The sequence below is a fragment of the Winogradskyella tangerina genome, from assembly GCF_003260205.1.
GTDB classification, from domain to species: domain Bacteria; phylum Bacteroidota; class Bacteroidia; order Flavobacteriales; family Flavobacteriaceae; genus Winogradskyella; species Winogradskyella tangerina.
This window is the reverse complement of record NZ_QERF01000003.1, coordinates 241,583-253,154: the sequence shown is the minus strand read 5'-3', so window position 1 is coordinate 253,154 and position 11,572 is coordinate 241,583. Positions and strand designations below refer to the sequence as shown.

At 37.8% G+C, this 11,572-nt stretch carries 11 protein-coding genes; 3 read left to right on the top strand and 8 right to left on the bottom strand.

Going from position 1 to position 11,572, the window contains the following annotated elements; translation table 11 throughout:
• Positions 1 to 47 precede the first annotated feature (47 nt).
• The 3 genes from DDY94_RS06670 to DDY94_RS06660 all read left to right on the top strand — a co-directional run bounded on the left by DDY94_RS06670 (position 48) and on the right by DDY94_RS06660 (position 4,878).
• On the top strand, positions 48 to 1,409 hold the full coding sequence (locus DDY94_RS06670) for an Ig-like domain-containing protein (RefSeq protein ID WP_111683270.1): 1,362 nt from the start codon (positions 48 to 50) through the stop codon (positions 1,407 to 1,409).
• 10 nt (positions 1,410 to 1,419) lie between these two features.
• Entirely contained in the window at positions 1,420 to 3,897 is a 2,478-nt protein-coding gene (locus DDY94_RS06665; RefSeq protein WP_111683269.1) for an FG-GAP-like repeat-containing protein, read from the top strand.
• A 69-nt stretch (positions 3,898 to 3,966) separates the two neighbouring features.
• Positions 3,967 to 4,878, top strand: coding sequence for an ABC transporter ATP-binding protein (locus DDY94_RS06660; RefSeq protein ID WP_111683268.1), 912 nt, complete (start codon positions 3,967 to 3,969; stop codon positions 4,876 to 4,878).
• A 7-nt stretch (positions 4,879 to 4,885) separates the two neighbouring features.
• Here the strand turns inward: DDY94_RS06660 and DDY94_RS06655 are convergent, their stop codons facing one another.
• The 8 genes from DDY94_RS06655 to DDY94_RS06620 all read right to left on the bottom strand — a co-directional run bounded on the left by DDY94_RS06655 (position 4,886) and on the right by DDY94_RS06620 (position 11,545).
• On the bottom strand, positions 4,886 to 7,138 hold the full coding sequence (locus tag DDY94_RS06655; protein ID WP_111683267.1) for an efflux RND transporter permease subunit: 2,253 nt from the start codon (positions 7,136 to 7,138) through the stop codon (positions 4,886 to 4,888).
• Positions 7,138 to 7,701, bottom strand: a complete 564-nt coding sequence (locus tag DDY94_RS06650) for a 4'-phosphopantetheinyl transferase family protein (protein WP_111683266.1) — start codon at positions 7,699 to 7,701, stop codon at positions 7,138 to 7,140. Before DDY94_RS06650 ends, DDY94_RS06655 begins: the two co-directional genes overlap by 1 nt.
• Positions 7,701 to 7,952 carry an acyl carrier protein gene (locus tag DDY94_RS06645; RefSeq protein WP_111683378.1) on the bottom strand — a complete coding sequence of 84 codons (252 nt, stop codon included), beginning with the start codon at positions 7,950 to 7,952 and terminating at the stop codon, positions 7,701 to 7,703. The genes DDY94_RS06650 and DDY94_RS06645 overlap by 1 nt, the downstream gene beginning before the upstream one ends.
• 22 nt (positions 7,953 to 7,974) lie before the next feature.
• Positions 7,975 to 9,249, bottom strand: a complete 1,275-nt coding sequence (locus DDY94_RS06640) for a beta-ketoacyl-[acyl-carrier-protein] synthase family protein (RefSeq protein ID WP_111683265.1) — start codon at positions 9,247 to 9,249, stop codon at positions 7,975 to 7,977.
• Positions 9,250 to 9,335: 86 nt separating this feature from the next.
• On the bottom strand, positions 9,336 to 9,641 hold the full coding sequence (locus DDY94_RS06635; RefSeq protein ID WP_111683264.1) for a GIY-YIG nuclease family protein: 306 nt from the start codon (positions 9,639 to 9,641) through the stop codon (positions 9,336 to 9,338).
• A gap of 134 nt (positions 9,642 to 9,775) precedes the next feature.
• On the bottom strand, positions 9,776 to 10,213 hold the full coding sequence (locus tag DDY94_RS06630) for a 3-hydroxyacyl-ACP dehydratase FabZ family protein (protein WP_111683263.1): 438 nt from the start codon (positions 10,211 to 10,213) through the stop codon (positions 9,776 to 9,778).
• Between the two features lies 1 nt (position 10,214).
• Positions 10,215 to 11,009, bottom strand: coding sequence for an enoyl-ACP reductase FabI (locus tag DDY94_RS06625; protein ID WP_111683262.1), 795 nt, complete (start codon positions 11,007 to 11,009; stop codon positions 10,215 to 10,217).
• Positions 11,006 to 11,545 carry a dihydrofolate reductase family protein gene (locus DDY94_RS06620; RefSeq protein WP_111683261.1) on the bottom strand — a complete coding sequence of 180 codons (540 nt, stop codon included), beginning with the start codon at positions 11,543 to 11,545 and terminating at the stop codon, positions 11,006 to 11,008. The genes DDY94_RS06625 and DDY94_RS06620 overlap by 4 nt, the downstream gene beginning before the upstream one ends.
• Positions 11,546 to 11,572 lie beyond the last annotated feature (27 nt).

The window sequence follows — 11,572 nt, the reverse complement described above, 5'->3', positions numbered from 1 at the left end:
AGGGATTTCTGCGTCTCAGTTGTTATATTAATGTCGCTAGTAACCATATGATTAAACACAAAGTTCTTAATTTCATTTTAGTTGTGCTTACACTGCTATTTTGTTGTAGTAGTGAGGACGACAATGCAACAACATTGGCTACAGAAACAAATGCTGATACAGCTGTATTAACGCAAAATTCTCAGGTGGAAATCTTCATTTTTGCCAATGACAGCAACATACCTCAAAATGGTACCCTAACTATTAGTGCTGCTGCTCTCGGAACCATACAAATTCAAAATAACAATACACCTAATAATCCTAGTGACGATTACATGTTATATGTAGCAAATCCTAATATAGTAGGTGAAGAAACGTTTCAATATACCATATGCGATAATTCTAATAACTGTTATACCGAAAATGTAACGGTTAATATCACGACGCTTTCCGTTGTTAATATTTTTGAAAACGACACACCGCACCAGACACTTTCGGCTTATAATTTTTTTCAAGGTGAATTAAAAGACCTCAATCCAACTTTTGGCGTTGTACCATACGACCTTATTTCACCATTATTTAGTGATTATGCAAATAAGAAACGCTTCATCTGGATGCCAAATGGAGTAAAAGCAAATTATGTTGAAGATTATGAGCCGCTCGATTTTCCTGAAGGAACTATACTTATAAAGAACTTTTATTACAATAATGTTCAACCGGGTAACACCACACGACTTCTCGAAACAAGACTGATGTACAAGAAGGCCGATGAATGGGATTTTGCCAACTATATCTGGAACGAAGAACAAACGGAAGCCTTTTTCTCAAATCAAGGGAGCATCGTTAATTTGAATTGGCTTGAAGACAACAACCCTAAATCTACAGATTATCGTATTCCTTCAAGAGCAGAATGTTTCACCTGCCATAACCAATTAGATGATCCATCTCCAATTGGAATGAAACCACAAAACCTGAATCGATCTTTTGACTATACAGAAGGCATCGCAAACCAATTACAAAAATTAGTTGAAATTGGATATTTAAATAATAATGTTCCTGGCGCAATTGATACAGTTGTGGCTTGGGATGACGAATCATATCCCTTAGAATCACGAGTGCGTTCTTACTTAGACATCAATTGTGCGCATTGTCATTCAGATCAGGGTCACTGTAATTACAGGCCAATGAGGTTTGCAAATAACCTTACCACTAATATTGAAAACATAGGTGTATGCGTTGAGCCAGACACTCAATTCATACCGAATTCTTATATTGTAAAACCAAATGACACCGACTTATCCATACTATTTTACAGGATAAGTACCACCGACGAGACCTTTAGAATGCCCTTGCTTGGTAGATCTATTAACCATGAGGAAGGTATCAGACTTATCGATGAGTGGATAAACTCTTTAAATAATTGCGATTAACACATAAAACATGAAAAAAATTACCTTGATCTTTGCTGCCCTTCTTATGTTTACCATAAGTGAAGCACAGATACTTAATCAAAACGCCAGCTGGCCAAATGGTAATTGGTCAATTACTGGTACTTATGATGCTAACTATCTTTATGAAGATCCTACAACCTCTTCGTCTAATTTTTCTTTTGATGACGACGATGCTCAAAGTGGGTCAGATAATGTTTTAGCAGCAGAATCACCGGTTATAAATTTAACTAACGCTTTTAATGGTGGAGAAACCTGGATTCAGGTTCAGGTGAACTACGTGTTTAACGTATATCAAACCGAAATATTTACCCTTGATTATTGGGATGCAGATGCTTCTCAATGGGTAAGTTGGGGGCCAACTTATGATTCGGATACTACTGGTGCGCCAAACTCAAATTACTGTAATGGAGCATTTTTTAGCTTAGATCATCCTATATTGGATATCTCTGGCTTTACAGCTAATCAATTGGCTAATTTCAGATATCGAATTTCTTATGACGACGATGGATCTTGGGGATATGGCTTTTGCTTCACATCACCAATCATTATGTCTCAAACACCAAATTCATGCCCAAGTCCAACCAATCTTGTCGCTAACAACGTAAGTGTTTCAAGTGCTGATTTATCCTGGACAGAAGCAGGAAGCGCAGGTCAATGGAGCTTAGAATGGGGTGCGTCTGGGTTCTTGCCTGGAGGATTAGGTGCGAACGTAGTAAACAATCTTAATAGTCCAAGTTATAACCTTGGCGGTTTATCATCTAATACCTCTTATGATTTTTATGTAAGAGCTAACTGCCCTGGTGAAACTTCAAACTACTCCGGACCATATTCTTTTACAACGCAAGTTCAATCAAGAATAAACTTCGTACAGCAGTCTATTTCGTTAAACACAAGCGCTTCTTATGCTACAGCGATTGTTGATATGGATGGTGACTTTTTAGATGATATTGTGGGTGTGACTTCGACTAATGTTAATATTCAGAGACAAAACCCTGATGGTTCATTTACAAGCGTTAATGTCGGAACCCCAACAGCTAACTATTTACCAAGCTGGAGTATCGCGGCGGCAGATTATGACGCTAATGGTAAAACCGATATACTTTATGGCGCCGGAAGTGGTGTTACTTTTATGAAAGCAAGTAACGATGGTACAAGTTTTACTGAATATTCAACTACGCAATATGTGTTTTCACAACGTTCAAATTTTGTAGACATTAACAACGATGGAAACTTAGATGCCTTCGTCTGTCATGATGTAGAACCAAACGTTTACTTTATAAATGATGGTACTGGAAATTTCGATTTTTATCAATCAGACGTGACACCCGGAGCACCTTTTGAGCTTGGAAACTATCCTTCTGGTGGTGATTATGGTTCAATTTGGATCGATTACAACAACGACGGAAATATAGATCTATTTGTTGCCAAATGTGGAGGTTCAGTTGACCGAAGAACTAACATCATGTACACGAATAATGGTGATGGTACTTATACTGAAAACGCTGCCGCCATTGGTTTAGCAGATCCAATGCAAACTTGGTCTTCTGCATGGGGAGATTTCGATAATGACGGCGATATGGATGTTTTTGTGGGTGCTAGTTCAGGCACACATAAACTAATGGAAAACAGTGGTTTTTCTGATGACGGAAATCCAAACAATGATTATGTTTTTACGCAAGTTCCATTGTCTGGAATAACTTCACCTACTGGATGGGAAAATGCTGTTCATGATATTGATAACGATGGGAATTTAGATATTATTAGCAACGGTACTATTGCCTATGGAAAGGGTGATATGACGTTTGAAGATGCTGAGTCGCTTCAGCTCAATTATAAAAATGGTAGTTTCGGTGACCTCAATAATGATGGCTACATCGATGCTTATTATAGTGGTAATATTTACTTTAATCAGAAAAACACCAATCATAATTGGGTGAAAATTCATACCGTAGGAATGGCTCACGTAACGCCTAACTACAGTAACCGAAATGGAATTGGGGCAAGAGTTGTACTCACCACACCTTCAGGTACTCAGATTCGTGATGTAAGAAGTGGAGATGGTTTTGAGTTTATGAGTTCATTAAATACGCATTTTGGAATTGGGTCTGACACGTCAATTACCAAGATCACTATTTATTGGCCTTCTGGAGAGATCGATGAGATCCTTAACCCAGCAATCAATACAGCTCATACAATCGTTGAAGGTTCTGCACCTCTTAGCGTAGAGGATGAAACCTTAACCAATATGACGCTGTATCCAAATCCTGTTGATGATGTGTTAATCATTAAAACATCAGCAGATTTGACGGAAAAGATCGCGACCGTTTTCGACATGACTGGTAAGCGTGTTTACAATCAAAAATTATTAAATAACGAACTTAACGTTTCAAGCCTTCAAGAAGGTGTTTACGTTTTAAGAATAGAATCTAATGGTAAGCAAATCATACGAAGATTCGTTAAGAAATAGTTCGAAATAAAGAATTAGTACAAAGACCGTTTGAGAAATCAAGCGGTTTTTTTGTGGTATTTTTGCAGTATGCTTCAAATAAAAAATTTATCGTTTGGATACTCTAAAACCGATGTGCTTAGCCATCTGAATTTTACTGTTGATATTGGTGAAAATTTAGCTATCATTGGTGAAAGCGGTTCAGGAAAAAGCACATTGTTGAAACTGATCTATGGCGAATTTGATGCGGAACAAGGCGAGATCCATTGGAAAGACACCAAAATATTAGGCCCCAAATTTAATTTAGTGGTGGGCTATGATTTTATGAAGTATGTGTCTCAAGAATTCGATCTTATGCCTTATACTACTGTGGAAGACAATATTGGCAAGCATCTCTCACGATTTTATCCTGAAGAAAAAAAACGACGTACCCAAGAGCTTATCAAAGTTGTAGAGCTTGAAGCATTCGCAAAAACGAAAGTTAAGAATCTTAGTGGTGGACAAAAACAACGCGTTGCCATAGCAAGAGCATTGGCTAAAGAACCCGAAATCTTATTACTCGATGAACCCTTCAGCCATATCGACAACTTTAAGAAACAGTCTCTTAGGCGAAGTGTTTTTAACTATTTAAAAGAACAGAAGATTTCCTGTATTGTTGCTAGTCATGATAAAAATGACGTACTCGGTTTTGCTGATCAAATGATCGTGCTTCATCAAAAAAGTATCATCGCCAAGGACACGCCAAATCAACTATATAATCATCCCAAAACACCTCTGATCGCTTCATTTTTCGGCGAGTTTTCAGTGATTAATGATAACATATATTACGCACATCAATTGAAGGTTGTAGATCATTTAGAATTTAAGGCCACAGTAACCAAATCTTATTTTAATGGGCAAAGTTGGTTGATTGAGGCCGACTTTAATAACCAGCCAATTTTTATTTCCCATCATACCAAGCTAAATAAAGGTACGGAGATTCATTTCGAAATTGATAAATAGGGAACCTTTACCTATCAAACTGTTTTAGAAGAGCAGGCAAGTAAAAAATGTCTGTAATTAACGCAATGGCTACCGTCACTGCGCAGAGAATTCCAAAATCGCCGACTGAAGGTGTTGCGCTAGAGGCAATAATTAAAAACCCTCCAACTAAAGCAATTGTTGTCGAAAACAAGGCGCTACCAGTGTAATGCATGGCGTTATCCATGCGCGATTCAGGTGAACCGGTAATGGTATTGCTCTTTCGGTATTTATAAACCAAATGAATTGTGTCGTCCATGGCAATCCCAAGCATAATGGGCGTGATCATTGCAGTCGACACATCGAGTGGTATATCGAGCAAGCTCATAAAAATAGCCAGTAAGGCAAGCGGTAGAATATTCGGAATGAGAACTAAAAGCGTTGTTCTTAGACTTCGAATGAACACCAATAAACATAAGAAAGCCACAAAAAATGCCGCAAAGAACGACTTGAATTGCGTTTCTAATATAAAATTATTGAGCTGTGCAAAAACAACAGCAAATCCATTGATCTTAAGATTATAAGTTTCTGTATCGAAGGTCGATTTAAAAGCTACTTCAATATCCTCTAAAACCTGCTCGAGTTCAGAGGTCTTCATCTCGCTTAACGTTAGTGTGAAACCTGCCGTGCTAAAATCTTCTGAGAATAGTTTAAAGAAATTATTATCGTCCGTATCTACCATAGACAAGGTGTTTTTAATCTTTTCCTCCGACAAATTAGATTGAAATAATACTGGTGTTCTTTGTTCCAGAAAAGATTTAAAATTAACGATTGACACAGGGTTAGATATAAATTCATTTGCCTCTAGTTTAGCTTGAAATTCTTCAAAGCGTTTTACGGCATCTCTATTCAAAATGGCATTACCGCTCTTGGTAGAAATATTTAATTGCAAACGATTGCTTCCGCCAAGTTCTACCTCAACGGTTCTTAAGTCTTGCTTAGCCACACCTTCCGCCAATAGATCGCGCGAATTGGTATCGATTTTCACCTGAAATACCGAATACAATCCAAATATCAAAACTGCCGTAAATCCGAATATAATAGAGCGCTTGTATCTTGAAGTAAATTGGTTCAGCCAATTTATTACGCCTGTCTGGCTGATCCATTTCACGCTTAAAAGTGGTTTGGCCTTTTCAAAATTGAGATTCATAAAACTAAAACCAATAATTGTTATCACGTATACCAGGATAAAGCTAAAAAACAGACCTATACAGGTGAAAACTCCCATATTCTTAAAGGCTGGTAAAGGTGATAAATACAAGGCAAAATACCCTACGAAGGTTGTGAGTGTGGTGTAAAAACAAGGTGTAAAACTCTTCACTACCGTATATGCTAACAGCTCCGTTTTGCTTAAAGATTTATTTTTGAGCCCTTCTTTATGGTAGATATTGATGATATGTACCGCATCGCTCACACTATACACCATGAGTATAGTTGGGATTAGCATTGAGATCATATTCAAGGCATAGCCTAAAGAGGTAATTAATCCGAAGAGTAAGGACACTGGTACAGCAACCGACAATAATGAAATGATAAGGTAGCGCTTACTCGGTAATAAAAAGAGTAGCATAATGGTGATGACTAAAACGGTCAATATTCCGAAAACAAGACTCTCTTTATAAATTCCTTTGCTATAGGCTTCGTTAAGTACTGGCGGTCCGGTAAGGTAGTAGTTGGAGTAGCTTTTATCAATTATTGAGCGAATCTCACCAGCAATGTCCTGTCGCTTTTCTTCAATGGTTGGCGTCGGTTTCATCTGTATATAGAAAAACTGACTTTTGTAATCATTGGTTACCAATTGCGAAGTGACTTTCGGCAATTTCGAAAACAGATTTTTTAAACCTTTTTCGCTGCGCTTCGGACTGTATAAATCTCTGAACACCACCTTATCGTTACCATAAATAGGGTATTTCGCCTTAGCCAAACTAAAGGTTGTTTTCACATAAGGCAAGGCGTCAATATTTTTATGTAGCGTTTTTAATGTATTGACCTCGGTTTCGCCAATGGCGTTATCAACAGGCAGCATCACAATATAAATCTCATCTGACCCAAAGTTTTCCTGAAAATCTATATACGCCTTATAACTAGGATCGTCCTCGAGAAACCAAATACCCAACGAATTATCGACACTCAGTTTATTGATGGTCTGATACCCTGAAAAGCCCATAGCGATCGTTAGAAATACAATGATCGCAATTCTGAATTTAATTATCGTTGATATGATTCTTTGTAGTCGTTCCATTAGCGTGAAAATGCTATCGTTCCGTATTGGCCATGGTGCGCTAAACTCACATTTATCATCTTGTCATTGTACTCAATGGTCGGAATGCCATAGGCTTGCTTTACAAAATTTAGCTGTTTTCTGTCAGTTTGAAAATAGTGTGCCACTTCAGAAAGTAAGCAGTCTTTCAAAAATTCGCTTTGCGTCGAAACTGACGATGCTTCAAATTCTATAACGCTTGAAAGCATTTCATCTTGTTTCAAACGCGCTTCAGACATAATATAATTTGAAGTTGTTTCGGTCTTAACGGCACAGGTAAACGTGTCATAAGTAACCTCAGCCCCATTGCTGAAGGTACACTCGAAAGCTTTCGGATTAAAAAAACGACAAGGATTAATTTGTGTATATAATTTATAGGCTGCCTCCTTCATGCTCCACAGTTGCCATAGCTTTATTTCGGGTAAATCTGATTGCAGTATCAGATCCTGTTCTTTTTGTGTGAAAATTTTATCAAGATATCTTGGTCGCTTCCAATTTGATTGTTGTTGCGCTAATGCGATATCTACAATATCATTTCCAACCATTAGCCTTGTAATTTTTGGGTCACGATATTCATGGCAGATTTAACGTCGAGCATTTGCTCCATATCTTCATTCTCTAAGCGAATGTCGAAAGCATCTTCTATGTCTAAAATAATGTCGACGAGATTTGCAGAATTGATCTTTAGATCATTCACGAAGTCGGTGTCTTCTGTTAAATTTTTGAAGGACTCCTCATCCTGAATATAAGGAGCAATAATAGGTTTAAGTTTGGCAATTAGTTCTTCTTTATTCATGGCTATTCTTTGAAAAACAAAGTTACGCCATAAATCGCTTAAATAAAACACAAGCATTAACATCTCCAAAGCCGAAACTCGCTTTCGCAATCACATCAAACTCTAGATCCAACTTTTGGTTCGGAATTTTTTCTCTCGTCACTAACTTTTCAATTTCGGGATGTAGGTCTTCACAATTAATGCTTGGCGCCACAAACTGTTCTTTAAGTTGAATAATACTCGCAACACATTCAATTGCTCCAGCAGCCGCAAGACAATGCCCAACAAGTGATTTGGTAGAGTTGATATAAGGAAATTGTTGTCCTTTTCGATTTAATACGGTCGCCCAGTTTTCAATTTCTAAGGCATCCTTAGAAGTTGCTGTTAAGTGTCCATTGATAACGTCCACGTCTTTAGGTGTGATATTCGCATTTTCAATAGCATCATTAATACAGCGTTGTACAGCCTCAGGGTTTGGTGCGGTTAAAGTTCCACCATTTCGCTGACCTCCCGAATTAACATTACCTCCCAATACCTCAGCATAGATTTTGGCCTTTCGTTCTAAAGCACTTTCTAGAGATTCGAGGACTATAGCTGCTGCACCACTTCCAGGCACAAATCCAGATGCCGAAGCGCTCATGGGACGTGATCCCAACTCTGGTTGATCATTGTGCTTGTAGGTCATAACGCGCATAGCATCAAATCCTCCCCAAACATAAGGGCCGTGATCACTGCAACTCCCGACGATCATTCGCTCGGCCTTGCCATTTTTAATATGCTCATAACCCATTATTAATGCCTCTGTGCCTGTTGAGCATGCCGAAGAATTTGTCGTAACCTGATTACCTAGTCCGAGCATTCCGCTTAGATAAGCACTTACGCCGCTAGCCATTGTTTGAAGAACGACAGTGCTTCCTAATCTCCTAACCTGACCTTCATCTAATTTATAAATGGCCTCTCTGAATTTTTCGACGCCCGAAGTTCCTGTGCCAAATATGAGTCCTGTATTGTAATCGACTTTAGATTCAGAATCTACATTAAAACCTGCATCCTTCCATGCGTCAATACCTGCAATGCAACCATATAATATCCCTGAACTATTGAAGCCACGCAATTGCAAATCCGTAAAGTATTTTGACTTTAACTCATCCGAAACCTTTGGAATTCCACCTATTTGACAAGAAAAATTAAGTGCTTTTAATTCCTTATGAAATCGAATTCCTGAATGGCCGTTTTTTAGCGCATGCGTAAATTCAGCAACACTTGTGCCGTTGGGTGCTACTACACCGAGACCTGTTATGACGACTCTGTTTTTCATGAAACCAACATCATATTAGAACGGTTATTTTGGGTTTAATAAATGTCACACTGAGCTTGTCGAAGTGTTGTTTATAGTTAAAAGCATTAAATTCTATTGCCATATTCTTTATAGTTTTTGGAAAACTCAATTAAGTCGTCCCATTTCTCTTCAATCAAGGCTCTTTTCTTTCGTCGGGACCATCCCTTGATTTGTTTTTCAATTTTGATTGCCTCAGTCGGATTAGTACATTTAAGGCTCCATTTTAGCTCAACTGGCAATCTCGAGCTTGTATAATTAAATTTCCCACTTCCTGATCGGTGCTGCATTAGCCTTCTATCTATATCGTTAGTTATTCCGGTGTAGTAGGAATCATCAGAACATAGTAATATGTACACAAAATAAAATTTCATTATAATATTAATTGCTTCGACAAGCTCAGCATGACAAAAGGTTTCACAATAGTGATCATTTTAAATAATTCATTCAGCAACACTTGTGCCGTTGGGTGCTACTACACCGAGACCTGTTATGACAACTCTGTTTTTCATGCTTTCAACATCCCTGAGATTGATCCACGAGCCACCATGTCGCCCTTCGAATTAAACATGCTCACTTTACATTTCAACTTGTTGAAGCGAAAGACCTCCTTCTCTGATCTAACAATTACTTTTTGCCCTGGTAATACTGGTAGGTAAAAGTCCATCTGATGTGAGGTTAATGCAATTTGCGGCTTTCGCGATAGGTCTAACTCATCTTTTATTAAAAAGATACCTAAACACACTAAACCGATCTGTGCCATACATTCGGTAAGAATGACTCCTGGTGTTACAGGATTATTTTTGAAATGGCCCTCATAGAAAAACGCCTTTTTTCTGAATGTATAATGACCTGTCACCCCTAATTCTGAAATTTCATCAATTCCATCAACAAACAGAAAGGGAACTTCATAGGGCAAAAGTGCTATTATTTCAGTTGCTGTCATGTTATCTTAAATGTTCACCACCATCCACAGGAATCACTGTTCCTGTGATCCATGATGCTTCATCTTTGGTTAATAAATAAACCACATTGGCCACATCTTCAGGTGTTGTTAAACGGCCGTTGGGATTGCGTTTTATAGTGTACTCAATCATCTTTTCACTCCCAGGAATTAATCGCAAGGACGCCGTATCGGTTACACCAGCCTGAATGCAATTCGCCTTTATTCCAAATGGTGCAAACTCTAAGGCAATGCTTCTTGAAATGGCTTCTAAAGTTACTTTTGCTGCAGAAACCGCAGCATAATTACGCCATGCTTTGGTATTACCCTCGCTAGTGAAACTTATAATTCTGCAATCATCAGCAAAGAGTTTAGCTTCAAAAATGGCTTTAGTCCAATCGTATAAACTTAGTGCCATAGCGTTTAGTGTAATCTCAAAGTCGTCGTTCTGCAAGACTTTTCCGTCTTCAGAAACCATAGGTTTTAAATTGCCTTTTGCAATACTGTGTACCAACACTTTGATTTGGTGGTCTTCACCAAAACTAGTAGTTAGCTCATCAATAACCGTTTGTCGTTTTTCTGGTTTTGTGATATCTATATTGAATGCCTTAAACTGAATGTTAGGTGCTTTAATACTTTCAAATTCTTTTGAAATAATCGCTTCGCGCATTCTTGGACTACGATGAAGGATACAAATATTCAACCCGTGTTTGGCTAGCTTCTTTGCTGAAGCTAGTCCCAAGCCGCTACTACCACCTAGTATTAATGCCCACTGTTTTTTATTTTCAAATTCCTTCATTTCTTTATTGCATAGGTTAATTCTACCATTCCATCATTAAAAGCTGTGACATCCTTTAAATGAAGTTCCTTTTCAGATTTTATATAATCGAAAAACAACATGCCTTCGCCTAATAAAATAGGAACGTAAGTTATGACGATATCATCTATTAGATTTGCTTTCAGAAATGATTTAGCAAGTTTAGAACCACCAACTACCCAAACATTTTTATACTCTGATTGTAATTTTGACTTTACTAAGCTTTTCAAATCACCCGAATAAAAACGAACCGTTTTTTTCTCGCTTTCTAAAGATCTGCTGGTTAATACAAATACTGGCTTTTCACCATAAGGCCAACCAAACTTTAAAGTGTGCTCGAAAGTTTTAGAACCCATAATATAACAATCGATAGACTCTAGAAACTTTTCGATATAGTCTTGAGTGAGAACTTTCCCTTGAGGATAATGATCTTTAGAGTGCATCCATGAGATATCGCCATCTGTCTTTGCGATGAATCCGTCAATACTCGAAACCATATGTAAGGTAATATTAGACATTGGAGTTATACGCTGTATTTTTTAAAG

Excerpts from the sequence above, each read along its gene's own strand:
- DDY94_RS06635 (WP_111683264.1), bottom strand. The coding sequence starts at position 9,641 with ATGAAATTTTATTTTGTGTACATATTACTATGTTCTGATGATTCCTAC.
- DDY94_RS06645 (WP_111683378.1), bottom strand. The coding sequence starts at position 7,952 with ATGAATAAAGAAGAACTAATTGCCAAACTTAAACCTATTATTGCTCCT.
- DDY94_RS06670 (WP_111683270.1), top strand. The coding sequence starts at position 48 with ATGATTAAACACAAAGTTCTTAATTTCATTTTAGTTGTGCTTACACTG.
- DDY94_RS06625 (WP_111683262.1), bottom strand. The coding sequence starts at position 11,009 with ATGAAGGAATTTGAAAATAAAAAACAGTGGGCATTAATACTAGGTGGT.
- DDY94_RS06665 (WP_111683269.1), top strand. The coding sequence starts at position 1,420 with ATGAAAAAAATTACCTTGATCTTTGCTGCCCTTCTTATGTTTACCATA.
- DDY94_RS06655 (WP_111683267.1), bottom strand. The coding sequence starts at position 7,138 with ATGGAACGACTACAAAGAATCATATCAACGATAATTAAATTCAGAATT.
- DDY94_RS06640 (WP_111683265.1), bottom strand. The coding sequence starts at position 9,249 with ATGAAAAACAGAGTCGTCATAACAGGTCTCGGTGTAGTAGCACCCAAC.
- DDY94_RS06630 (WP_111683263.1), bottom strand. The coding sequence starts at position 10,213 with ATGACAGCAACTGAAATAATAGCACTTTTGCCCTATGAAGTTCCCTTT.
- DDY94_RS06620 (WP_111683261.1), bottom strand. The coding sequence starts at position 11,545 with ATGTCTAATATTACCTTACATATGGTTTCGAGTATTGACGGATTCATC.
- DDY94_RS06660 (WP_111683268.1), top strand. The coding sequence starts at position 3,967 with ATGCTTCAAATAAAAAATTTATCGTTTGGATACTCTAAAACCGATGTG.
- DDY94_RS06650 (WP_111683266.1), bottom strand. The coding sequence starts at position 7,701 with ATGGTTGGAAATGATATTGTAGATATCGCATTAGCGCAACAACAATCA.